Annotated in this window: 19 protein-coding genes and 1 tRNA gene; 10 read left to right on the forward strand and 10 right to left on the reverse strand. The window is 71.3% G+C overall.

Annotated elements, in window-relative coordinates; genetic code table 11:
• Positions 1-15: 15 nt before the first annotated feature.
• Positions 16-1776 carry a urocanate hydratase gene (gene hutU, locus ACVW19_RS13345; RefSeq protein ID WP_457459532.1) on the reverse strand — a complete coding sequence of 587 codons (1761 nt, stop codon included), beginning with the start codon at positions 1774-1776 and terminating at the stop codon, positions 16-18.
• Between the two features lie 125 nt (positions 1777-1901).
• Between hutU and ACVW19_RS13350 the strand changes: the two genes are divergently transcribed.
• On the forward strand, positions 1902-3392 hold the full coding sequence (locus ACVW19_RS13350; protein WP_457459534.1) for a diaminopimelate decarboxylase: 1491 nt from the start codon (positions 1902-1904) through the stop codon (positions 3390-3392).
• 37 nt (positions 3393-3429) lie between these two features.
• Here ACVW19_RS13350 and ACVW19_RS13355 read toward each other — a convergent pair whose 3' ends face one another.
• Both ACVW19_RS13355 and ACVW19_RS13360 read right to left on the reverse strand, forming a co-directional pair.
• Entirely contained in the window at positions 3430-4011 is a 582-nt protein-coding gene (locus ACVW19_RS13355) for a hypothetical protein (RefSeq protein WP_457464593.1), read from the reverse strand.
• Between the two features lie 116 nt (positions 4012-4127).
• On the reverse strand, positions 4128-4970 hold the full coding sequence (locus ACVW19_RS13360; RefSeq protein ID WP_457459535.1) for a MurR/RpiR family transcriptional regulator: 843 nt from the start codon (positions 4968-4970) through the stop codon (positions 4128-4130).
• A gap of 228 nt (positions 4971-5198) precedes the next feature.
• Between ACVW19_RS13360 and ACVW19_RS13365 the strand changes: the two genes are divergently transcribed.
• A complete protein-coding gene (locus tag ACVW19_RS13365) occupies positions 5199-5627 on the forward strand; it encodes a hypothetical protein (RefSeq protein WP_457464595.1) in 429 nt (142 codons plus the stop codon).
• 435 nt (positions 5628-6062) lie between these two features.
• Here the strand turns inward: ACVW19_RS13365 and ACVW19_RS13370 are convergent, their stop codons facing one another.
• Positions 6063-7451, reverse strand: a complete 1389-nt coding sequence (locus ACVW19_RS13370) for a cystathionine beta-synthase (protein WP_457459537.1) — start codon at positions 7449-7451, stop codon at positions 6063-6065.
• A gap of 176 nt (positions 7452-7627) precedes the next feature.
• Between ACVW19_RS13370 and ACVW19_RS13375 the strand changes: the two genes are divergently transcribed.
• The 3 genes from ACVW19_RS13375 (at position 7628) to ACVW19_RS13385 (ending at position 11261) form a co-directional block, all read left to right on the forward strand.
• The gene (locus ACVW19_RS13375; RefSeq protein WP_457459539.1) at positions 7628-8689 is read left to right on the forward strand and encodes an SGNH/GDSL hydrolase family protein; all 1062 of its coding nucleotides are present in this window, start codon (positions 7628-7630) and stop codon (positions 8687-8689) included.
• Between the two features lie 166 nt (positions 8690-8855).
• The gene (locus tag ACVW19_RS13380; RefSeq protein WP_457459541.1) at positions 8856-10076 is read left to right on the forward strand and encodes an acetyl-CoA C-acetyltransferase; all 1221 of its coding nucleotides are present in this window, start codon (positions 8856-8858) and stop codon (positions 10074-10076) included.
• A gap of 330 nt (positions 10077-10406) precedes the next feature.
• On the forward strand, positions 10407-11261 hold the full coding sequence (locus tag ACVW19_RS13385) for a hypothetical protein (RefSeq protein ID WP_457459543.1): 855 nt from the start codon (positions 10407-10409) through the stop codon (positions 11259-11261).
• Positions 11262-11285: 24 nt separating this feature from the next.
• Here ACVW19_RS13385 and ACVW19_RS13390 read toward each other — a convergent pair whose 3' ends face one another.
• Positions 11286-11597 carry a hypothetical protein gene (locus tag ACVW19_RS13390; protein ID WP_457459545.1) on the reverse strand — a complete coding sequence of 104 codons (312 nt, stop codon included), beginning with the start codon at positions 11595-11597 and terminating at the stop codon, positions 11286-11288.
• A 100-nt stretch (positions 11598-11697) separates the two neighbouring features.
• Between ACVW19_RS13390 and ACVW19_RS13395 the strand changes: the two genes are divergently transcribed.
• Entirely contained in the window at positions 11698-11928 is a 231-nt protein-coding gene (locus ACVW19_RS13395; protein ID WP_109382459.1) for a DUF4287 domain-containing protein, read from the forward strand.
• 152 nt (positions 11929-12080) lie between these two features.
• Here ACVW19_RS13395 and ACVW19_RS13400 read toward each other — a convergent pair whose 3' ends face one another.
• The 3 genes from ACVW19_RS13400 to ACVW19_RS13410 all read right to left on the reverse strand — a co-directional run bounded on the left by ACVW19_RS13400 (position 12081) and on the right by ACVW19_RS13410 (position 14756).
• Entirely contained in the window at positions 12081-12989 is a 909-nt protein-coding gene (locus ACVW19_RS13400) for a Bax inhibitor-1/YccA family protein (RefSeq protein ID WP_457459547.1), read from the reverse strand.
• A 191-nt stretch (positions 12990-13180) separates the two neighbouring features.
• Positions 13181-14407 carry an RCC1 domain-containing protein gene (locus ACVW19_RS13405; protein ID WP_457459549.1) on the reverse strand — a complete coding sequence of 409 codons (1227 nt, stop codon included), beginning with the start codon at positions 14405-14407 and terminating at the stop codon, positions 13181-13183.
• A 261-nt stretch (positions 14408-14668) separates the two neighbouring features.
• Positions 14669-14756 (reverse strand) — tRNA-Leu (locus tag ACVW19_RS13410).
• Positions 14757-15223: 467 nt separating this feature from the next.
• Between ACVW19_RS13410 and ACVW19_RS13415 the strand changes: the two genes are divergently transcribed.
• Positions 15224-15994 carry an ABC transporter ATP-binding protein gene (locus ACVW19_RS13415; protein ID WP_457459551.1) on the forward strand — a complete coding sequence of 257 codons (771 nt, stop codon included), beginning with the start codon at positions 15224-15226 and terminating at the stop codon, positions 15992-15994.
• Positions 15995-16115: 121 nt separating this feature from the next.
• Positions 16116-18644: an ABC transporter permease gene (locus tag ACVW19_RS13420; RefSeq protein WP_457459553.1), complete on the forward strand. Its 2529-nt coding sequence runs from the start codon at positions 16116-16118 to the stop codon at positions 18642-18644.
• A gap of 104 nt (positions 18645-18748) precedes the next feature.
• Here ACVW19_RS13420 and ACVW19_RS13425 read toward each other — a convergent pair whose 3' ends face one another.
• Both ACVW19_RS13425 and ACVW19_RS13430 read right to left on the reverse strand, forming a co-directional pair.
• On the reverse strand, positions 18749-20047 hold the full coding sequence (locus ACVW19_RS13425) for a class I SAM-dependent methyltransferase (protein ID WP_457459555.1): 1299 nt from the start codon (positions 20045-20047) through the stop codon (positions 18749-18751).
• A 234-nt stretch (positions 20048-20281) separates the two neighbouring features.
• Positions 20282-21676, reverse strand: a complete 1395-nt coding sequence (locus ACVW19_RS13430; protein ID WP_457459557.1) for an NAD(P)/FAD-dependent oxidoreductase — start codon at positions 21674-21676, stop codon at positions 20282-20284.
• A 524-nt stretch (positions 21677-22200) separates the two neighbouring features.
• Between ACVW19_RS13430 and ACVW19_RS13435 the strand changes: the two genes are divergently transcribed.
• A complete protein-coding gene (locus tag ACVW19_RS13435) occupies positions 22201-22473 on the forward strand; it encodes a type II toxin-antitoxin system Phd/YefM family antitoxin (RefSeq protein ID WP_361454999.1) in 273 nt (90 codons plus the stop codon).
• Positions 22470-22739, forward strand: a complete 270-nt coding sequence (locus ACVW19_RS13440) for a type II toxin-antitoxin system RelE family toxin (protein ID WP_457459559.1) — start codon at positions 22470-22472, stop codon at positions 22737-22739. The genes ACVW19_RS13435 and ACVW19_RS13440 overlap by 4 nt, the downstream gene beginning before the upstream one ends.
• Positions 22740-22750: the final 11 nt, after the last annotated feature.

Raw genomic sequence — 22750 nt, forward strand, 5'->3', positions numbered from 1 at the left:
CGCTCTCGTCGTGGGTCACGCGCTCTCGTCCCCACCCTCGCGGCCTTCGTGGCCTTCGTGGCCCTCATGGCCCTCATGGCCCTCATGGCCCTCATGGCCCTCATGGCCTTCATGGCCTTCATGGCCTTCGTGCATCGGCACGCGCACCCCTCGCTCCGACGCCACCGAGTCCGCGATGTCGTACCCCGCGTCCACGTGCCGGATGACGCCCATTCCGGGGTCGTTGGTCAGCACGCGCCGGATCTTCTCGCCGGCCAGGCGGGTGCCGTCGGCGACCGTCACCTGGCCGGCGTGCAGGGAGCGGCCCATGCCGACGCCGCCGCCGTGGTGGATGGACACCCAGGAGGCCCCGGACGCCACGTTCACCATCGCGTTGAGCAGGGGCCAGTCGGCGATCGCGTCGGACCCGTCGAGCATGGCCTCGGTCTCGCGGTACGGAGAGGCGACGGAGCCGCAGTCGAGATGGTCGCGGCCGATGACCACGGGGGCGGACAGCTCGCCGCTCGCGACCATGTCGTTGAACCGCTCACCGGCCTTGTCCCGCTCGCCGTATCCGAGCCAGCAGATGCGCGCGGGCAGGCCCTGGAAGTGGACGCGTTCACCGGCCATGCGCATCCAGCGGGCCAGGGACTCGTTCTCCGGGAACAGCTCGAGGACGGCCCGGTCGGTCTTCGCGATGTCGGCGGGGTCGCCGGACAGGGCGGCCCAGCGGAAGGGGCCCCTGCCCTCGCAGAACAGCGGGCGGATGTAGGCGGGGACGAAGCCGGGGAAGGCGAAGGCCCGGTCGTATCCGGCGAGTTCGGCCTCGCCCCGGATGGAGTTGCCGTAGTCGAAGACCTCGGCCCCGGCGTCCATGAAGCCGACCATCGCCTCGACGTGCCGGGCCATGGACTCGCGGGCCCGGGCGGTGAAGCCGGCCGGGTCCTTGGCGGCGGCGTCGGCCATGTCCTCGAAGGCGACCCCGGCGGGCAGGTAGGCCAGCGGGTCGTGGGCGGAGGTCTGGTCGGTGACGATGTCGACGGGGGCACCCAGGGCGAGGAGCTGCGGGAGCACCTCGGCGGCGTTGCCGAGGACGCCGATCGACAGCGGCCGGCGGGCGTCGCGGGCCTCGGTGGCCAGCCGCAGGGCGTGGTCGAGGGAGTCGGCCCGCACGTCCAGGTACCGGTGCTCGATGCGGCGGTCGATGGCCCGGGGGTCGCAGTCGACGCAGATCGCGACGCCGTCGTTCATGGTGACGGCGAGCGGCTGGGCGCCGCCCATGCCGCCGAGGCCGGCGGTCAGGGTGACGGTCCCGGCGAGGGTGCCGCCGAACTTCTTGGCGGCGACGGCGGCGAACGTCTCGTAGGTGCCCTGGAGGATGCCCTGGGTGCCGATGTAGATCCAGGAGCCGGCGGTCATCTGCCCGTACATGGTCAGGCCGAGGGCCTCCAGGCGGCGGAACTCCTCCCAGTTGGCCCAGTCGCCGACGAGGTTGGAGTTGGCGATGAGGACGCGCGGGGCCCATTCGTGGGTCTGCATGACGCCGACGGGACGGCCGGACTGGACGAGCATCGTCTCGTCCTGCTTCAGGGTCCTGAGGGTGCGGACCATGGCGTCGAAGGAGCGCCAGTCACGGGCCGCCTTCCCGGTGCCGCCGTAGACGACGAGCCGGTCGGGGTGTTCGGCGACCTCCGGGTCGAGGTTGTTCTGCAGCATGCGCAGAGCGGCTTCCTGGGGCCAGCCCAGGGTGCTCAGTTCGGTACCGCGCGGTGCTCGGACGACTCTGGGTCCTGACATGGTCCGCCTCCTGGTGACGTGCTCCCGCCCTTACTGCAGATATTCACACATTCGCATCCTGAATAGAACTAGTCAATACGGCCGGTGTGTCGGCGCGGGCCGCCGGGCGGTGTTTGGCTGGATGTATGGGCACTGGCATGGAGAAGGCCGGGAAGGCCGAGCACGCTGAGAACACCGAGGAGGCGAGGGAGGCGGTGGCTCATGACGAGGGCGGGCCGGGCGACGAGGGTGGCCCGGACGGCGGGACCGAGCCGGGAGCCGGGCGGGCGGCCCGGCGGGACGAGGCGGTGCGGGCGGCGGTGGAACAGGGGCTGCTCGGTCCCGGCCGCCCCTTGGTGGCCCTGCTCGACGTCACCGGCATCCGGGAGTCGGCGGCCGAACTGCGGGCGGCCTTCGCGGCGGTGACACCGCCCGGCACACCCGTGCTGCACGCCTTCGCCGTGAAGGCCACCCCGCTGGTGCCGGTGCTGCGGCTGCTGCACACGGAGGGCATCGGGGCGGAGGTGGCGAGCCCCGGTGAGCTGGCGCTGGCGCGGGCGGCGGGAGTTCCCCCGGAGCGGACGGTACTGGACTCGCCCGCCAAGACACCGGCCGAGCTGCGGGAGGCGCTGGCACTGGGCATCGCCGTCAACGCGGACAACCCGCAGGAGCTGGCGCGTGTCGACGCCCTGCTGGCCGACGCCCCGGCGCGGCCGGCCGGTCCCCGCTCCCCCCGCTCCCCCCGCTCCTCCTTTGGCATTCGGGTGAACCCACAGGTCGGCGGTGGCGCCATCGAGGCGCTGTCCACCGCCACGGCGACCTCGAAGTTCGGGGTGGCGCTGCGCGACGAGGGAGCACGGGAGTGGGTCGTGCGGGCCTACCTGGACCGGCCGTGGCTGACCCGGCTGCACGCGCACACCGGCTCCCAGGGCATCGCGCTGCCCCTGATGGCGAGGGGGGTGGCGGAGACGTACGCGCTGGCGGAGGAGATCAACCGGCGCGCGGGGCGGCAACAGGTCGACACCGTCGACATCGGCGGCGGCCTGCCGGTGAACTTCGCCTCCGACGCGACCAGCCCGACGTACGCGCGGTACGCGCGGCTGCTGAAGGAGACCGTGCCCGGACTGTTCGACGGGCGGTACGGGCTGGTCACCGAGTTCGGACGGTCACTGCTGGCCAAGCACGGCACGGTCGTCGCCCGGGTGGAGTACACCAAGAGCGCCGGCGGGCGTCCGGTCGCGGTGACGCACGCGGGCGTGCAGGTGGCGACCCGGACGGTGTACGCGCCGGCCTCGTGGCCGCTCAGGATCGCCGCGTACGACGCCAAGGGGTTGCCGAAGGAGGGCCCCGCGGTGGTGCAGGACGTGGCGGGGCCGGCCTGCTTCGCGGGCGACCTGCTCGCCCAGGGGCAGGCGCTGCCCCTGCTGGAGCAGGGCGACTACGCGGCGGCGCTGGACACGGGCGCGTACTACTTCGCCCACCACTACGCGTACAACTCGCTCCCCCGCCCGGCCGTCCACGGCTTCACCGCCGACGGCCCCGGCCGGGTCGTGTTCGCACTCGTGCGCCCGGCCCAGAGCGTCGAGGAGATCGTGGCCGAATCGGGCGGCGCCCACGCGGACGCCCTGACCTCCTGACCGTCCGACCACCCGGCCGTCCGGCCCCTGACCCGGGTCAGGCCAGGGCGGAGGCGCGGCGGCGGGCCCCGCCCGGGGTCGCGTCGCCCGCCGCGATGCCGGTGGTGCGGTACGCCTTGACCGCCTTGCCGGCCGGGCTGCCCGCGCCCGCGCGCAGCCAGTCGACGCGGACCCACAGCAGGCTCTGGTCGGCCTCCTCCAAGCGGCCGATCCAGGACGCCTTCCACCACAGGCCGGCCCCGCACCCAGCGAGCAGCAGGCCGCCCGCCGCGGGCAGCGCGAACGAGCCGCCCAGGGCGGCGAGGAAGGCGAGCAGCAGCCACCAGCGGTGGCCGCGGCGCCAGTTGCGCACGCTGACCGCACGGTCCTGGAGCGCATCGTGCTTGCCCGCCCGGACCGCCGGCCGGGCCAGCGCGCGGTACCGCCCCCGCCGCGTGTACGCCACCACGGCCATGGTCACGAGGAACAGCGCCGTCCCCGCCAGCACACCGATCCGGCGGCCGGTCAGCCCCGGCACCAGCGCCCCGATGCCCGCCGCGAACACGCCCAGCCACCACAGCGGGGCGGCCCCGGCCCGTACGACGACGGCCACCCGAGCCAGCCCCTGTCCTCCGCGCATCACGTCCAGCCTCCCGTCCCACGTCAGTGGAGCGTCCTTATGCTCCCGGGGCGCAGGGTAGTGAACCGACGTGAGAGAAGTCTGAGACACCACCCCTGCCCGCCCCCGCCCCGCCGTCAGTCCACGAACAGACCGCGGGCCGCCGCCTTCGTGTCGAACTCCTCCAGCCGGGCCTGCGCGTCGGGCAGGTCGTCGCACATCGCCTCCAGCAGCACCCGGCCCAGCAGCATCGGCGCGCACGCCGTGTCGAAGGCGAGCCCGGTGCCGACGGCGGCGGGCAGCAGCAGGTCGGAGACCTTGGCGACCGGCGCGAAGGCGGAGTCGGCGACGGTGACGACGGTCAGCCCCGTCTCCCTGGCGTGCGTGAGGGCGTCGACGACCTCGCGGGGATGCCGGGGCAGCGCGAAGCACAGCAGGGCCCCGGCACCGGCCCCGGCAGCGGCGTCGATGCGGTCGTGCAGCATGGTGCCGCCCTCGTTGAGCAGCCGCACGTCGGGGTGGACCTTGGCGGCGAAGTAGGCGAAGCCGTGGGCCTGCGCCGCCGCCGCGCGCAGCCCGAGCACGGGCAGCGGCCTGCTGTCCGCGAGGATCCGTCCCGCCCGCCGTACTGGCTCCGGATCGGCCAGCACCTCCGCGAGGTGCCGCAGGTTCTCGATCTCGGCCTCGACGGCCTGCTGGTACTCGTTGTACGGGCCGGTCTCCGGCGTGGGCCCGGTGGGCGCGACCTCGCGCAGATGCCGCCGCAGCGCGGGGTAGCCGTCGAAGCCCAGGGCGACGGCGAACCGGGTCACGGAGGGCTGGCTGACCCCGGCCAGCTCGGCCAGTTCCACGCTGGACAGGAACGGGACGTCGGCGGCGCGCCGCACCATGCTGTGCGCGATGCGCCGCTGCGTGGGCGTCAGCCGGTGCCCCTCGAAGAGCGACTGCAGACGCGCGCCCGGGCCCTCGGTGACGCTCATGACGTGGCTCCCCCTCGACCTGTTCCTCGGTCTGTTACTCGGCCTGTTCCTCTGCCTATTCACATACCGCGATTCCTGTATGCCGTTATACAGGCGAACGGAGGGCGAACACGACCGGGAACGGGCCCCGAAGCGGGCGCCGGGCCCCTGCGGGCCCCCGGCCGACAACGGGGGCTACCCCCAGTGTCATGGGCCGCCGGCCTGCCTACCGTGGTCGGCATGAGCGGAATGGACGCGCGGGACGCCGAGCTGAAGAAGGAACTCAACGCCACCTTGCAGGCCCGCAGGGAACTGGGCGACGAGTACGAGTCCGCGCTGATCGACTCGTTCCTGGAGAAGGTCGACCAGCGCATCGACGGCGCGGTGGAGCGCCGGGTGCGCCGGCAACTCGCCGAGCAGCAGACGACGGTGGCCCGGGGCTCCCGGGTGCCGAAGGCCACGGACAGCTGGGGCGAGCGCTTCGGCTTCGGGATCGTCTCCCTGGTCCTGGCGGTGCCGCTGTCCGCGATCGGCGGGGGTGTGGGCCACCTGCCCGGTCTGGTGGTCGCCTGGCTGGGCATCGTCGGCGTGAACGTCGTCCAGGCCGCACGCGTCAACCCGGGCCTGTTCGGCGGCCGCCGCCGGCGACAGGAGCCGGACGACGCCTGGGAGGACTGAGCAGACCGGGCAGCCGTCGAGGACCCGCGGAAGGGCTGTACGCGGGGACCACCGCACCCCCGTCACCGGGGGGCGGGACGACGGCGGTCCCCGCGCGGGGACGCGGGCCGGCCGGGCCGCGCGTCCTGGCGTCCGTGGAGGTCCGGGAGCCGCTCCGGAGGCCCTGTGACGCCGTTCCCTGTCGGCCGGGGAAGGGAATTCCCCCCTCAGCGCTGAACGCCTGGGGAGGTGCCCCCGCCTTCCCGCCGACACCCCTCACTCTGCCGGACCGGTGTTAAGCGCGTGCTGCGCGCACATGACACCCGTGTGCCACTTCCGCGAAGTCCACGAAGATCGCGCACGAAGGTCGCGTACGGTGCTGCCCCGCGGTGTTCACGGCCGGTTCACCGGCACTTCGCCGAAGGCCGTCACGGGCCGTCCGTCGGTTCCCGTCCGTCAGTTCCCGTCCTTGGCGAGGAAGGACAGCAGGTCCTGGCGGCTGACCACACCGGTCGGCTTGCCCTCGACCAGGACGATCGCCGCGTCCGCCTTGCCCAGCACGGCCATCAGGTCCGCGACGGGCTCACCGGAGCCGACCTGCGGCAGCGGGGCCGACATGTGCTTCTCCAGCGGGTCCTCGAGCGAGGCGTGCTTGCTGAACAGCGCGTCCAGCAGTTCCCGTTCCACCACCGAGCCGACGACCTCGGCGGCCATCACGTCCGGGTGGCCGGCGCCCGGCTTGACGACCGGCATCTGCGAGACGCCGTACTCGCGCAGCACCTCGATGGCCTGCCCGACCGTCTCGTCGGGGTGCATGTGCACGAGGGACGGGATATGGCCGTGCTCCTTGTGGTCGAGGACGGCACCGACGCGGGCGCTCGGGCCGGCGTCCTCGAGGAAGCCGTAGTCGGCCATCCACTCGTCGTTGAAGATCTTGCTGAGGTAGCCGCGCCCGCTGTCCGGGAGCAGCACCACCACGACGTCGTCCTCACTGAGCCGCTCGGCCACCCGCAGGGCCGCCACGACGGCCATGCCGCACGATCCGCCGACGAGCAGGCCCTCCTCCTTGGCGAGGCGCCGGGTCATCTGGAAGGAGTCCTTGTCGGACACGGGGACGATCTCGTCCGCGACGGTCCGGTCGTAGGCGGTGGGCCAGAAGTCCTCGCCCACGCCCTCCACCAGGTACGGCCGCCCGGAGCCGCCCGAGTAGACGGAGCCCTCGGGGTCGGCGCCGATGACCTTGACGCGGCCGTCGCTGGCCTCCTTCAGGTAGCGCCCGGTCCCGGAGATGGTGCCGCCGGTGCCGACTCCGGCCACGAAGTGGGTGATCTTCCCCTCGGTCTGCTCCCACAGCTCCGGGCCGGTGGACTCGTAGTGGCTGAGCGGGTTGTTGGGGTTGGAGTACTGGTCCGGCTTCCAGGCCCCCGGCGTCTCACGGACCAGCCGGTCGGAGACGTTGTAGTAGGAGTCGGGGTGCTCGGGGTCGACGGCGGTCGGGCAGACGACCACTTCCGCCCCGTACGCCCGCAGCACGTTGATCTTGTCCAGGGAGACCTTGTCGGGGCAGACGAAGATGCACTTGTAGCCCTTCTGCTGGGCCACGATGGCAAGACCGACCCCGGTGTTGCCACTGGTCGGCTCGACGATGGTGCCGCCCGGCTGCAGCTCTCCGCTCTTCTCCGCCGCCTCGATCATGCGCAGGGCGATGCGGTCCTTCACCGATCCGCCGGGGTTGAAGTACTCCACCTTGGCCAGGACAGTCGCCCCGATGCCCTTGGTGACGTTGTTGAGCCTCACGAGCGGGGTGTCGCCGACGAGGCTGATCATCGAGTCGTGGAATTGCACCGTTGTCTCCGGATGCTGCAAAAGGTGTGGTTGTCGTGGTGCTGCCAGCCTAGAGCCTGCTCCTGAGTCACTGTCCGCCACGGCCCGGCCGGTCCGTTCACCCACCGTCGAGATTGGACCACGGTCCGTACGGGGCAAGCACTGGGTGTACGGCTTCGAGGAGGTGGCGGCGAGGCATGACACGCATGTCGAGGGCGAGAGCGGCCCGGCGGATCGCGGCGGGCGCGGCGTACGGCGGCGGAGGCATCGGGCTGGCCGGCGCGGCCGCCGTCGGGCTGCTGCTGGCCGAGGCCCGGCTGGCGCGGCGGCGGGTGGGCAACGGCGCGACTCCTCACGTACCGAACCCGGACGGCCTGTACGGCGCCGCCTACACGGTGCCCGGTGAACCGGCGCTGCGACTGACGATGCTGGGCGACTCCACGGCCGCCGGTCAGGGGGTGCACCGGGCCGGGCAGACCCCGGGCGCGCTGCTGGCGTCGGGCGTCGCGGCGATCGCGGAACGGCCCGTGGGGCTGAGCACGGTGGCGGTGCCCGGAGCCCGCTCCGACGACCTGGACCGGCAGGTGAGCCGGGCCCTGGCCGATCCGGCCCGGGTGCCCGACATCTGCGTGATCATGGTCGGGGCGAACGACGTCACGCACCGCCTGTCGCCCGCCCTCTCCGTCCGTCACCTGGCCTCGGCGGTACGCCGGCTGCGGACGGCCGGAGCGGAGGTCGTCGTCGGCACCTGTCCGGACCTGGGCACGATCGAGCCGGTTTGGCAGCCCCTGCGCTGGCTGGCCCGGCGGGCCTCCCGGCAGCTGGCGGCGGCCCAGACGATCGGCACGGTCGAACAGGGCGGGCGCACGGTGTCACTGGGCGATCTGCTGGGCCCCGAGTTCGCGGCGAACCCCCGTGAGCTCTTCGGCCCCGACAACTACCACCCCTCCGCCGAGGGGTACGCCACGGCCGCCATGGCCGTCCTGCCGACCGTCTGCGCCGTGCTCGGACTGTGGCCCGCGCTGGAGGAGCGTCCCGACGCGGCCCGCCGCGAGGGCTTCCTCCCTGTCGCCCGGGCGGCGGCCGAGGCCGCTTCGGAGGCGGGCACCGAGGTCACCGCGGCCGCGCCGACGGGCCTCCGGGGGCCCTGGGCCCTCCTCAAGCGCCGCAGGCGCCGCCGGGTGCCGGAACCGGAGCTCGAGCCGGAATCCGCTCCGGCGGCGGATTCCGGGGAATCCCAGGCCAAAGCAAGCGCTTAGTAAACTGCGGCCAGAGTCACACCGCGCCCCTCGTGACCCCGCCACTACGGCCGGGTAATTTCCCAAGCAGCCCTCCCGTCGCCCGACCACCACCCCTCAACGAGGCGCCACGCGCCGCCCCTTCCATTTCCGTTCCGTCGCCCGACCACCACCCTCAGGAGCCGTCATGCCCGAAGCCGTGATCGTCTCAGCCGCCCGCTCCCCCATCGGCCGCGCCTTCAAGGGCTCCCTGAAGGACGTGCGCCCGGACGACCTGACCGCCTCGATCATCCAGGCCGCCCTCGCCAAGGTCCCCGAGCTGGACCCGAAGGACATCGACGACCTGATGCTCGGCTGCGGCCTGCCCGGCGGCGAGCAGGGCAACAACCTCGGCCGCATCGTCGCCGTGCAGATGGGGATGGACCACCTCCCCGGCTGCACCGTCACCCGCTACTGCTCGTCGTCCCTGCAGACCTCCCGCATGGCACTGCACGCCATCAAGGCCGGGGAGGGCGACGTCTTCATCTCGGCCGGCGTCGAGACGGTCTCCCGGTTCACGAAGGGCAACTCCGACAGCCTTCCCGACACCCGCAACCCGTTCTTCGCCGAGGCCGAGGCCCGTACCGCCGCCGTCGCGGAGCAGGAGGGGACCACCTGGCACGACCCGCGCGAGGACGGTCTCGTCCCGGACGCCTACATCGCGATGGGCCAGACCGCCGAGAACCTGGCGCGCGCCAAGGGCGTCACCCGCCAGGACATGGACGAGTTCGGCGTCCGCTCGCAGAACCTCGCCGAGGAAGCCATCAAGAACGGCTTCTGGGAGCGCGAGATCACTCCGGTGACGCTGCCCGACGGCACGGTCGTCACCAAGGACGACGGCCCGCGCGCCGGAGTCACCATGGAGGGCGTCTCCGGCCTCAAGCCCGTCTTCCGCCCCGACGGCCTGGTCACCGCCGGCAACTGCTGCCCGCTCAACGACGGTGCCGCCGCGCTGGTCGTCATGAGCGACACCAAGGCCCGCGAGCTCGGCCTGACCCCGCTCGCCCGGATCGTCTCCACCGGCGTCTCCGGCCTCTCCCCCGAGATCATGGGCCTCGGCCCGGTCGAGGCGAGCAAGCAGGCGCTGTCCCGTGCCGGTCTCACCATCGACGACATCGACCTGGTCGAGATCAACGAGGCGTTCGCCGCCCAGGTGATCCCCTCCTACCGCGAACTCGGCATCCCGTTGGAGAAGCTGAACGTCAACGGCGGCGCCATCGCCGTCGGCCACCCCTTCGGCATGACCGGCGCCCGCATCACCGCCACGCTCATCAACTCCCTGCAGTTCCACGACAAGCAGTTCGGCCTGGAGACGATGTGCGTCGGCGGCGGCCAGGGCATGGCCATGGTCATCGAGCGCCTCAGCTGATCGGCTCGACTCGACCGACCGCCTCGACCGACCGCCTCCTCGGCCGACCGCCGCAGCGAGCCGCACAGTAGCCGGAGCGGCACGGTCGGTGAGACAACGGCCCGGAACCCCTGAACCACCGGGGTTCCGGGCCGTTCCGTGATCCAATCGCCCCCAGGATGTGACCTATCTCCCTCGTCGAGGAGATTCACGCAGGTCAGAGCCCTGCCCCCACCCAGTCCGGAAACCACACTCTGTCCGTTTCGTGACGTTACGCACTGACAGATGGTTAGTCCGCCCTTCAAGCTGATGTAGGAAGTCGGGGGTCGACTTTGAACCGGGAGTACGTCAGTGAGCGCCATGCCGATCGCCCTGCTGGTCACCACGGCCGCCACCGGCGCCGTGGGCGTCGCTGTCCTGCGCAGCATCTTGGTGCTGCGCCGACAGGTCGCGGCTCTGCACACCGAGCTGGCCAGGAACAACGCCGCCGCCCTGCGCGCGCTGCTGCCCACCGCCCGCTCGGCCCACGCCGACGAGATACGCGCGGCCGTGGCCGAGGCACTCGCGGAGGAACGGGAACGGGAACTCGCCGAGGCGCGGGCGTTCTGGGCCGCCCAGGAGGCCCGGGACAGCTCCGACGCGCCGACCCTGCTGGGCCTGGCCGACAGTGAGCTGTTCCTTCCCCGGCAGGCCGATTTCGTCGGTCTGGAGCCGGTGACCGAGCCGGGCGCCGACGCCGACACGTACGCCCCCAAGGAAGCCAAGGACTCCAGGGACTCCAGGGACTCCAGGGACCCCAAGGACTTCGTCCAGGGCGGCACCCCCGCGGACTCCCCCGAGCTGGCCGCGGCCCGCCGTCGGCACCCCTCACACCCGGACTTCGTGCCCAACCCGGCCCCGGCCGTCGCCGACGACGAGCGCACCGTGTCCACACTGGAGGAGCTGGCCGCCGCCGAAGTGGAGCTGACCGAGGTCCGCCCCGGCCCGCTGGGCACGCTGGACGTCTACGTCTTCGCCGACGGCACGACGCTGTGCATGACACCGGGGCACCGCGAGACCGCGGAGCGCCTGGCCGCGGCCCTGCGCAAGGGCGAGACCCCGTTCCTGCTCGGCGGCTCCGGCATCTCGGGCGCGTACACGCTGACCTTCGCCTGCGGCGAGGAGAACGTCTACATCCTGGCGGACCGCGTCATCGCGTCCCTCTGACCCGGGGCGCCTCCCCGCGGGCGCCTACACCCCGGCGCGTTTCTGCGCCTCCTCCACGAGCCGCACCGCCTCCTCGACCTCCCTCTCGTTCTTCAGTACGAGGGCCAGGTCGTGGCCGGCGACGGAGATCTGGTCGGCGGCGGCGAACATGCCCGCGTCGGGCATCTCTCGGGGCTCGGTGCCCGGCTCCTCGACGCGCTGGGTCCACCGCGCCAACTCCCTGGCCAGAGCGAGTGCCTCGGCAGCGGCTCCCCGCTGCAGCCGGCTCTGCGGCGCGGCCCGCAGGCGGTCGGCGAAATGGTCCACGGCACGGGTGAGGGGCGTCGTATCAAGCACGCGGTGAGCGTACGCGGCGTGGCAGGGCTGTTGCCAACGGACGAACACTCAGGCACGGTGACCTGAAGGACCGGCTCACACCCCTGCGCTGGAGGCGCCGATGTCCCAAGTCTTCTCCGAGGAGACCCATCGCAACCTGCTCGCCCGTATCCCGCACTGCACCGGTCGTGAGATCTCCGACTGGCTGCGCGCCGTCGAAGAAGGCCCGTCTCTCTTCCGTTTCGAGGAGAAGGTCAGCTGGCTCCGCCACGAATACGACCTGGCATACGGCCACGCCAAGGCGATCGTCCACGAGTACGACCTGAGAAGGGCCGCGCGCAAGCTGCTCTAGGCACGCGCGCCACCCCCGGGTCGGCACTTCCCGCTCCGCTCGCTTCCCGCTCCACCGTTCACCGTCCGCCGTTCACCCGTCCGCACCACGGCGAAGGGCCCCGGGGAGACCCGGGGCCCTTCGCCTGCACGTGCCACTGCCGTGGCGTGGTGTCAGTCGCTGCTGTTGAGGATCGAGATGAGCCTCAGGAACTCCAGGTAGATCCACACCAGCGTCAGCGTGAGACCGAAGGCCGCGAGCCAGGCCTCCTCGCGCGGGGCACCGTAGGCGAGGCCGTCCTCGACCTGCTTGAAGTCCAGGGCGAGGAAGCAGGCACCGAGGATGATGCCGACGACGCCGAAGACGATGCCGAGCGGGCCGCTGCGGAAGCCGAGGCCGTCACCGCCGCCGAACACCGCGAACAGCAGGTTCACGCCCATCAGCAGGATGAAGCCGAGCGCGGCCGCCATCACGAAGCCGTAGAAACGGCGGTTGACGCGGATCCAGCCCGCCTTGTACGCCACCAGCACGGCGGCGAAGACCGCCATGGTGCCGAGCACGGCCTGCATGGCCGCACCGTTGGCGACGTGGCTGTCGACGATGTTGGAGATGACACCGAGGAAGACACCCTCGACGGCGGCATACGTCAGGATCAGCGCGGGCGAGGCCTTGCGCTTGAACGACTGCACGAGCGCCAGGACCATGCCGAGCAGCGCGGCGCCGATGCCGATGCCGTAGGACCGGCTGATGTTGGCCTCGTCGACGGGCAGCAGGGCCCAGGCGAGGGCCGCGGTGACGATGAGCAGGCCGAGCGTGCTCGCCGTGCGCATGATGACGTCGTCGATGGTCATCCGGCCGGTCGCGGCCGGCGCCTGCGGCGGCGCACCGTGCTGCAGATCCTGCTGTCCGTACGGGTTCTGCGCGTAGGGGTTCTGCGCGTACGGGTTGCCGGTGGGCTGCGCGTACGGGTTACCCTGCGTGGCGACAGCGGGACCCCCGGCCTGCGGCGCGGTGTTGAAGCCCGCGTAGCCGTTGTCGCGGCTGAACCCCCGTCGCGAGAAGACCGGGTTTCTGCTCCTCATTGCACTCCTCCATGGCCACACAGCATGGCCTTGGGCTCAAGAGTAATGGGTAGGCAAAGGAATGACCCCCCTACCTCGGGAGGATCTTTCCCCTGTCATGCTGCGCAACACGCTACGCGGCCGCGTGATTCCCCTCACCACAGGGGCCCGAACCATGACGGACCTGGAACCTGTCCGGAACCGGCCGGAGATCACCCCCAGCCGGTCGCTCCCACGGCGCCCTCGGTTTCCTCGGAGGCCGCCTCGACGATCACATGCCGACCGGAGACGTCGAGGACCGGCCCGGGAGCGGGGATGCGCACGGGCGCCCCACCGGCCCGGCCCTTGCCGTGGTCGCCCAGCACCAGTCCGGAGCCCCAGCCCCAGAGCCCGCCGTCGGTGTCGATGGCGAGGCCGGTGTTCTGGAAGGCCCCGATACTCCGAATGGCGGGAAGGCCCCGCACCCGGACCGGCTTCGCCGAGGAGTGCTCCGAGGTGTCGCCGTCACCGAGGGCACCGCTCGCCCCGCGCCCCCAGGCCCAGACGGCGCCGTCCTCGTCGAGGGCGAGCGCGAGGTCGTTGCCGCCCGCCACCCGCACGATGTCCTCCAGCCCCGGTACCAGCACCGGACGCCCGGTCTGACCACCGCGCGGCTCCACGCCGAGCAACCCGTGAGCGTTGTTCCCCCAGGCGCAGACCCGGCCGTCGCCCTTCAGCGCGACCACCGCGCCGCCCGCCGAGGCCACGTCGACGACGCCTTCGACGCCGTCGATCTCCGTCAGGCCGGTGCCGTCCTCGTCCCCCAGGACGTCGGTGAGGTTGACGCCCCACCCGAGCACCCGTCCGTCGGACCGCAGGGCGAACATGGTGAGGGAGCCCGGCCCCATGGAGACGACGTGGTCGGCGCCGGGGACGGCCCGGGGCGTGGTCACACCGTCGTGCCCCTGCCGCTTTCCCGCGTTGACCAGGATGTTCTCCGCCCCCCAGGCCGTCACCGCGCCGTCCCGCCGTACGACGAAGAACGTCGAACCGCCGACGTGGACGGAGCGCGCGTCACTGATCCCGGCCACCCGGCGCGGCTCACCCTCGTAGACGCGTTCGTGTGCGCCGTGCCCCAGGGAACCCTTGATGTTGTGGCCGTACGCCCAGACGGTGCCGTCGGCCTTCACCGCCACGGTGGTGTGGCCGCTGTCGGCGACCGAGACGACGTCCGACCACCCCGGCACCGCGCCCCCGGCCCGCGCACCGGCGGGCGGACCGAAGTGCGGCCCGTAGGCCCACACCGCACCGGGCTCCGGACGCGCCGGCTCCGGACGCCCGGACCCCCCGTCCGGACAGCCCGGCGCCCCGATCACCGCCCGGTCCGCCTTGCTGCACCCGGCAAGACCCAGCACGGCCACCCCCGCGACCAGCACCCGCAGCCACGCCGAAACGACCACAGTCCCCACCCCCGTCGAGAGACCCCCGAAGCACGGACCGCCCCGGACACCCGGATCATCACATCCCCATGACCCGTTTCCGATGAGTCGCCGTACTCATATGCGAGTGCGCAGTCGTACGCGAGCACGTGCCCCGGCCGCTCAATGCGAACCGCTCAGCGGGTGCGGACGGGCGGACTCGTCAACGACGCCCCGAGCGTGCCGATCCCACACGGGCCGGGCCGCCTCACTGACGCCCCTGGAAGGCCCCCTGAGCGTGGATGGTGCCCGGAGCCGGACTTGAACCGGCACGCCCCTCGCCGGGGCAGCGAGGTTTAAGCTCGCCGTGTCTGCATTCCACCATCCGGGCAGGCCATGGGCTCCGCGTCGGGCACACGCCGAGCCTATCGGGACCCCTCTCCCCCGCAGCGGGGTGGTGACCCCATGTTGTCTTATTTTATTGGCGCCTGAGGGTGCATCAGGCCACGGAAAACGCCATCAGCACTTGCCACCAGCCTTGCGGGCGGGGGCCGGCCGCGCATGCGGAATGACGGAATTTCACCGTATGAACAAGGGCACTCCACCTGTTCTGACGATGTCCGCCGCTCGGGTTGTCTCCCCCCGGGGTCAGGGTCGGCCGTCATCCCCAGGTATGACGGCGGCCCCGGTGGTCAGCCCCGAGTCGCCCCCCACAACCGGAGCAGCGGGTGACTAAACGGCGGTGAGCGCGCGAAACGATGGACCACGTCCCCGTTCCCACGCAACGCGTCGTCGCACCACAGGCCGTCGCGAAAGACGTCGTCGCGAAACAGTCGTCCCGACAGGAGTGCCCATCCCGTGACCACCGCACCCATTGCCGACCGGACCATCGCCGTGGCCGCGCGCGCCACGGACCTGTCGAAGATCTACGGCCAGGGCGAGACCCAGGTGGTCGCCCTCGACCAGGTCTCCGTCGGCTTCCAGCAGGCAGAGTTCACCGCGATCATGGGCCCGTCGGGGTCCGGCAAGTCCACGCTGATGCACTGCGTCGCCGGTCTCGACACGTTCTCGTCCGGTTCCGTGCGCATCGGTGACACCGAGCTGGGCTCCCTGAAGGACAAGCAGCTGACCAAGCTGCGCCGGGACAAGATCGGCTTCATCTTCCAGGCGTTCAACCTGCTGCCGACCCTCACGGCCCTGGAGAACATCACCCTTCCGATGGACATCGCGGGGCGCAAGCCGGACAAGGAGTGGCTGGACACGGTGATCCGGATGGTCGGCCTGTCCGACCGGCTGAGCCACCGGCCCGCGCAGCTGTCCGGCGGCCAGCAGCAACGGGTCGCCGTGGCACGGGCGTTGGCCTCCCGGCCCGACATCATCTTCGGCGACGAGCCCACCGGCAACCTCGACTCCCGTTCCGGCGCCGAGGTGCTCGGCTTCCTGCGCAACTCCGTGCGTGAGCTGGGGCAGACGGTGGTCATGGTGACCCACGACCCGGTCGCCGCGGCCTACGCGGACCGGGTGGTGTTCCTCGCGGACGGCAGGATCGTGGACGAGATGCACGGGCCGACGGCCGACTCGGTGCTCGACCGCATGAAGAAGTTCGACGCCAAGGGCCGCACCAGCTGAGTAAGCGTCATCAGCTCTGTTTACGAAGCTGATTGAGGCCCAGTCACCGGTAGGCGTCCCGACGCCCCGCTGCACGTCCCGCACCCCCGCCCTCGTACCTCTGGACTCGAGAAGACACCCAATGTTCCGTACCGCCTTGCGCAATGTGCTCGCGCACAAGGCCCGGCTCCTGATGACCGTGCTCGCCGTGATGCTCGGCGTGGCCTTCGTGTCGGGGACCCTGGTCTTCACCAACACCATCTCCAACGCCCTCCAGAAGCAGTCCGCCAAGGGCTTCGACCACATCGACGTCGCCGTCACCGCCGAGTGGAAGGAGCCCGAGGGCGACAAGGTCGGCGAGTACCACGAGCTGACGCCGGCCATGGTCGACGACAGCGCCGGGGTGCCCGGCGCCGCGCGGGCCATCGGGGTCGTCCAGGGGTTCACCGCCCTCGCCGGCAAGGACGGCAAGCTGGTCGGCGACGGCTTCCAGTCGCAGGGCGGCAACTACTGGGGCGACGACGACCCCCGCTACCCGCTGACCGACGGACGCGCACCCAAGGGCGCCGGTGAGATCCTCATCGACTCCGAGACCGCCAAGCGCACCGGCTACCGGGTCGGTGACACCGTACGGATGTCGGTCGACGGTCCCGTGCTGGAGCCGGTCGTCACCGGTGTCTTCACCACGGACGACGGCAATGTCGCGGCCGGTGGAAGCCTCACCCTGTTCGACACCGCGACCGCGCAGAAGCTGTTCGGCAAGGCGGGCACGTTCGACGAGATCGCCGTCAAGGCGAAGGACGGCGTCTCCGAGGCCACGCTGCGGTCGCAGCTGGAGAAGGCGCTGCCCGCCGGCGCCGTCAGCACCAGGACCGGCGGCGAACTCGCCGACGAACAGGCGGAGATGATCGCCTCGTCGATGAGCGGTCTGAAGCAGGGCCTGCTGGTGTTCGCCGGTATCGCACTGTTCGTCGGTACGTTCATCATCGCCAACACCTTCACCATGCTGGTCGCCCAGCGCACCAGGGAACTGGCGCTGATGCGCGCGGTCGGCGCCTCCCGCCGGCAGGTCACGCGGTCGGTGCTGATCGAGGCGTTCCTGGTGGGGGCGGTCGCCGCCGTGGTCGGGCTGCTCACCGGTGTCGGCATCGGCGCCGGGCTGCGTTCCCTGGTGGGTTCGCTGGGTGCGACCATGCCCGACGGCCCCTTGGTGGTCACGCCGGGCACCGTCGGCACCGCGTTCGCGGTCGGCGTCCTGATCACCATGCTCGCCGCCTGGCTGCCCGGGCGCCGGGCCGCGAAGATCCCGCCGGTGGCGGCGATGAGCTCGGTGCACGCCCAGGCGACGACCAAGTCGCTGGTGCTGCGCAACACGCTCGGCGCGCTCTTCGCGGGGGCCGGTGTCGCGGTGGTCCTCGTGGCCACGACGATGGACGCCTCGGACGGCCAGGCCCCCATGGGGCTCGGCGCGGTGCTGCTGATCATCGGTGTGTTCGTCCTGACACCCCTGCTGTCCCGTCCGCTGATCGCCGCCGCGGCTCCGGTGCTCCGCGTCTTCGGGGTGTCCGGGAAGCTGGCCCGGCAGAACTCGGTGCGCAATCCGCGCCGCACCGCCGCGACCGCGTCCGCGCTGATGATCGGACTCACCCTGATCACCGGTATGACGGTGGTGGCGGGCAGCCTGCAGAAGTCCATCGACAAGATGGCGGCCTCCTCGATCAAGGCCGACTACGTGGTGTCCATGGCGAACGGTCACGGGCTGACGCCGGACGTGGGGCGCACGCTGCGGGAGGCCGACGGCGTCGCCGCCACCAGCCCCATGCGCAACGCGGCGGCCCGCATCGGCGGGGAGACCGTCTTCCTGACCGGCGTCGACGGCGCCGCGATCGGCGAGCTGACCGAGTTCCCGGTCCGGGAGGGCGCCTTCGAGGTGGGCGGCACGCGGATCGTCGTCGACCACGAAACGGCCGAGCGCCGCGGCTGGAAGGCCGGCTCCGGTCTCACCGTCGCCTACGAGGACGGCAAGAAGCAGAAGTTGACGGTCGCCGGGGTCTACGAGGGCAACGAGATGTTCCGCGGCATCATGCTCGACACCGCGACGCTCGCCCCGCACCAGTCGGACCCGGGCGACATGCTGGTCCTGGTGAAGACCTCCGGCGGCGCCTCCGACACGGCGAAGGACAACCTGGCGAAGGCCCTCGGCACCAACCCCGCGATCAAGATCCAGGACAAGCAGGACCTCTCCGACGAGTTGGCGCAGATGTTCACGCTGGTACTGAACATGGTCTACGGGCTGCTGGCCATGGCCGTGCTCGTCGCGGTGATCGGGGTCATCAACACCCTGGCCATGTCGGTGTTCGAGCGGTCCCAGGAGATCGGCATGCTCCGCGCGGTCGGCCTGGACCGCAGGGGCGTCAAGCGGATGGTCCGCCTGGAGTCCCTGGTGATCTCCCTGTTCGGCGGGGTGCTCGGCATCGGGCTGGGCGTGTTCTTCGGCTGGGCGGCCGGCCGGCTCCTGGGTACCAAAATGTCGACGTACGAACTGGTCCTGCCCTGGGACCGGTTGGCGCTCTTCCTGCTGCTGGCCGGTGTCGTGGGCGTCCTGGCGGCGCTGTGGCCGGCCCGGCGGGCGGCACGGTTGAACATGCTGCAGGCGATCAAGACCGAGTAGCCGAGTAACCGAACAGCACGCGCGGGCGGGCCCCGTTGCGGTGACCGACGACCGGTCACCGCAACGGGGCCCGCCTCTTCGCGTCAGGACCCGGGGTGAGCCGGTCAGTTCCAGGTGCGGGCGCGCAGGGGGAGGCCGGAGGTGCCGGAGTCGGGGGTCTTCACGGCCAGCACCTGGTTGACGCCGATGCGGCCGTGCTCGAAGGCGAGTGCGGAGGCGGCCATGTACAGCAGCCAGACGCGGGCGCGTCCCGGGCCGACGAGCGCGACGGCCCGCTCCCAGCCCGCCTCCAGGTTCGTCACCCAGCGGCGCAGGGTGAGGGCGTAGTGCTCGCGGATCGACTCGACGTCGCGCGCCTCGAAGCCGACCCGCTCCAGCAGGGACACCGTGGTGCCCACGGGGGCGAGTTCACCGTCGGGGAAGACGTAGGCGTCCATGAACGAGTTCAGGCGGTACGCCGATTCGTTTCCCTGCGGGCGGCGCGCGATCTGGTGGTTCAGCAGCCGTCCGCCGGGCTCCAGGAGGCGGTGCAGGGCCGTGGCGTACTCCAGGTACCGCTGGGAGCCGACGTGTTCGGCCATGCCGATCGAGGAGATCGCGTCGTAGGGGCCGTCCGGGACGTCCCGGTAGTCCTGGACCCGGATCTCGACGCGGTCGGTGAGCCCTTCGTCGGCGACGCGCTTACGGGCGTAGGCGGCCTGCTCCTCGGAGAGGGTGATGCCGACGACGTTCACCTCGTGCTCGCGGGCCGCGTGGATCGCCATGGAGCCCCAGCCGCAGCCGACGTCCAGCAGGCGCCGGCCCGGCGTCAGGGCGAGCTTGCGGCAGACGAGTTCCAGCTTGTCGCGCTGGGCCTCCTCGAGGGTGCCCTGCGGGGGCGGGGCCGGCCAGTAGGCGCAGGAGTACACCATGGACGGGCCGAGGACGACCTCGTAGAAGTCGTTGCCGACGTCGTAGTGGTGGCTGATGGCACGTCGGTCGCTGCGCTTGGTGTGCAGGCCGCGGCGGGGCCTGCGGGCCTCCTCCGGAGGCGGGCCGGGCGGCAGCGGCGGGCCGGCCAGCACGAGGAGGCCGCGGACGGCGGAGCGGACCTCGGGGTCGCGCAGCGACCGGGCCGGGGTGGGGGCGTCCTCATCGCGCTCCCAGACGAGGCCGGAGATCAGGTCGAGGGTGGTGTAGAGGTCGCCGTCGATGCCGAGGTCGCCGGTCACCCAGGCGCGGGCGAGGCCGAGTTCGCCCGGCTTCCACAGCAGATGGCGCACGGCCCGGCGGTTGCGTACGACGAGGGTCGGTGCGCCCGGGGGGCCGGCTTGTGATCCGTCCCAGGCGCGGATGCGCAGCGGGACGGGTGTGCCCAGCAACTGTTCGACGAGGCCCTTCAGCCGCGGAGCGGCGTCTCTCATGGTGTACACCTCCGCTAGGTGCGTCCCCTGCTCGAGCGAGGTCGAGAGCTCGGGGAAGGCAGTCCCGGAATGTCCTCACCACGTAAACACCTGCGGGCCGCCGGACGGTACCCGGCGCGCGTCAGGAACGGGCAAAAGCACCGAAGGGGCCGCCCGCACCACGGATGGCGGGCGACCCCTTCGGGTGACCGATGGTCCTGGGGCCGGACGGGTCCGGGCCCGAAGACCGGCGGGTCAGGAAGCCTTGGCCTCGGCCTTCTCGGTCTTCACCGGCTCGGCGGCCGCGGGCACCGGGGCCGGCTTCGCGGCCTCGTAGAACTCCTCGCGCGGGGACTGGATCGCACCCAGCGAGACGACCTCGCGCCTGAGGAACATGGCGAGCGTCCAGTCGGCGAAGACCCGGATCTTGCGGTTCCACGTCGGCATCGCCATGCCGTGGTAGCTCCGGTGCATGTACCAGGCGAGACGGCCCTTGAGCTTGATCTTCATCTTGCCGACGACGATCATCGCGACGCCCTTGTGCAGGCCCAGGCCCGCCACCGCGCCCTTGTTGGCGTGGCTGTACTCCTTCTGCGGGAAGCCCCGCATGGCGGAGACCACGTTGTCGCCGAGCACCTTGGCCTGGCGCAGCGCGTGCTGGGCGTTCGGCGGGCACCAGGCGTTCTCGTTGCCGGCCTTGCGGCCCACGAGGTCCGGCACCTGGGCGTTGTCGCCCGCGGCCCAGATGTAGTCGCTGCCGGTGACCTGGAGGGTCGGCTGGGTGTCGACGTGGCCGCGCGGGCCCAGCGGGAGGCCGAAGCGGGCCAGGGCCGGGTTCGGCTTGACGCCCGCCGTCCACACGATGGTGTTGGAGTCGACCTCGAGGCCGTTCTTCAGCACGACGTGGCCGTCGACGCAGGAGTCCATGGAGGTGGAGAGGTAGACCTCGACGCCGCGGCTCTCGAGGTGCTCCTTGCCGTACTGGCCGAGCTTCGGACCCACCTCGGGGAGGATCTTGTCGGCGGCGTCGACGAGGATGAAGCGCATGTCCTCACGGGACACGTTCTTGTAGTACTTGGCCGCGTCCCGGGCCAGGTCCTCGACCTCACCGATGGTCTCCGCGCCCGCGAAGCCACCGCCGACGAAGACGAAGGTGAGCGCCTTGCGGCGGATCTCCTCGTCCGTGGTGGAGTCGGCCTTGTCGAGCTGCTCGAGGACGTGGTTGCGCAGGCCGATGGCCTCCTCGATGCCCTTCATGCCGATGCCCTGCTCGGCGAGGCCGGGGATCGGGAAGGTGCGGGAGACCGCGCCGAGCGCGATCACCAGGTAGTCGAAGGGCAGCTCGTAGGCCTCGCCGACCAGCGGCGCGACCGTGGCGACCTTGCGGTCCTGGTCGATGGTGGTGACCCGGCCGGTGAGGACCTCCGCCTTGGGGAGCACGCGTCGCAGGGGAACGACGACGTGCCGCGGGGAGATGTTGCCGGCGGCGGCTTCGGGCAGGAAGGGCTGGTAGGTCATGTACGACCGCGGGTCGACGACGGTGACGGTCGCCTCGCCGTAACGCATCTTCTTCTGGATGCGCCGAGCTGCGTACAGGCCTACGTACCCACCGCCTACTACGAGGATCCTGGGACGCTCCGTGGTGCTCATGCCATCGAGTATCCCCCGCCCCTCGGGGGCGGGCTCGTGCGCCCCTTCACAAGCTTGTTCAGCGCCTGTGTTACACTTCCCGGCTTTTGTGATCAAGCCCATGCCGGGAAACGGGAACGAGTGCTCCGCGCGGCCCGTTGTCAATACCTCGCGAGCTGCCCCTCTTCGAATTTCGGGGCACCACGAGGCCGTAAACCAGACCCCTGCGGTGACCGATCCGGGGACACTCGCCCACACCTTCTGAACGTGTTCAAAGGGTGTTTGGCAGCCCGAAAGGGTCAACCGGGCCCTCTTCTTCGACTCGCCGGGCCCGATTCCTTGTGAAGAACTTCACGAACTTTCCCGCCGACACCCTCGGGAAGGGGCCGATCGACCCCTTCCCCTCACCGCTCGAACGCTGTCCACGCTGCTCAGCAGAGTGCTACGCGCCGGCGGCGACGGACCACGCGACGCCGTCGAGGATGTCCCGCGAACGCGACTCCCACGCCTGGCGACGTGTACACGAAAGTGCGTACACTTGATCCATGACCGACAACACCGTGACCGTCAGGGAAGCGCGCGCACACCTGGCGGAACACATCAACCGGGCCGAGGAAGGCACTCCGACCGTCATCACACGCAACGGCGCCCCAGTGGCCGCGGTCGTTCCGATCACCGACTTCGAGGCACTGGAGGAGGCCGCCGACGTGATGCTGGCTCGCGAGGCGGAAGCAGTCCTGGCCGACGGCGGGCCCACCGTTTCGATGGCCGAGCTGCTGGCGGATCTGTTCGACGAGCGCGGTGAAGGCGCGGCGTGAAGTACGCGTTCAGGTTCACCACGGCAGCACAGCGGCAGCTCCGGTCCATCAGCCGACTTGATGCCATGCGCATCCTGACCGCGCTGACCGCGCTCGGTGACGATCCGTACCGCGAGGACGCCGACGTCAAGAAGCTCACCGGCCCCTCAGGGCTCTACCGGCTTCGGGTCGGCAGCTACCGGATCGCCTACCAGATCAACGACGGTGAACTCGTCGTCCTCGTCGTCAAGGTGGGCAACCGACGGGACGTCTACCGAAACCTGTAACGTCCCGTCTC

The sequence above is a fragment of the Streptomyces sp. TE5632 genome (genome assembly GCF_054061295.1).

Excerpts from the sequence above, each read along its gene's own strand:
- ACVW19_RS13355 (WP_457464593.1), bottom strand. The coding sequence starts at position 4,011 with ATGCGCGGAGGACAGGGGCTGGCTCGGGTGGCCGTCGTCGTACGGGCC.
- ACVW19_RS13430 (WP_457459557.1), bottom strand. The coding sequence starts at position 21,676 with ATGAGCACCACGGAGCGTCCCAGGATCCTCGTAGTAGGCGGTGGGTAC.
- ACVW19_RS13435 (WP_361454999.1), top strand. The coding sequence starts at position 22,201 with ATGACCGACAACACCGTGACCGTCAGGGAAGCGCGCGCACACCTGGCG.
- hutU (WP_457459532.1), bottom strand. The coding sequence starts at position 1,776 with ATGTCAGGACCCAGAGTCGTCCGAGCACCGCGCGGTACCGAACTGAGC.
- ACVW19_RS13360 (WP_457459535.1), bottom strand. The coding sequence starts at position 4,970 with ATGAGCGTCACCGAGGGCCCGGGCGCGCGTCTGCAGTCGCTCTTCGAG.
- ACVW19_RS13420 (WP_457459553.1), top strand. The coding sequence starts at position 16,116 with ATGTTCCGTACCGCCTTGCGCAATGTGCTCGCGCACAAGGCCCGGCTC.
- ACVW19_RS13365 (WP_457464595.1), top strand. The coding sequence starts at position 5,199 with ATGGACGCGCGGGACGCCGAGCTGAAGAAGGAACTCAACGCCACCTTG.
- ACVW19_RS13425 (WP_457459555.1), bottom strand. The coding sequence starts at position 20,047 with ATGAGAGACGCCGCTCCGCGGCTGAAGGGCCTCGTCGAACAGTTGCTG.
- ACVW19_RS13400 (WP_457459547.1), bottom strand. The coding sequence starts at position 12,989 with ATGAGGAGCAGAAACCCGGTCTTCTCGCGACGGGGGTTCAGCCGCGAC.
- ACVW19_RS13350 (WP_457459534.1), top strand. The coding sequence starts at position 1,902 with ATGGGCACTGGCATGGAGAAGGCCGGGAAGGCCGAGCACGCTGAGAAC.
- ACVW19_RS13375 (WP_457459539.1), top strand. The coding sequence starts at position 7,628 with ATGACACGCATGTCGAGGGCGAGAGCGGCCCGGCGGATCGCGGCGGGC.
- ACVW19_RS13380 (WP_457459541.1), top strand. The coding sequence starts at position 8,856 with ATGCCCGAAGCCGTGATCGTCTCAGCCGCCCGCTCCCCCATCGGCCGC.
- ACVW19_RS13395 (WP_109382459.1), top strand. The coding sequence starts at position 11,698 with ATGTCCCAAGTCTTCTCCGAGGAGACCCATCGCAACCTGCTCGCCCGT.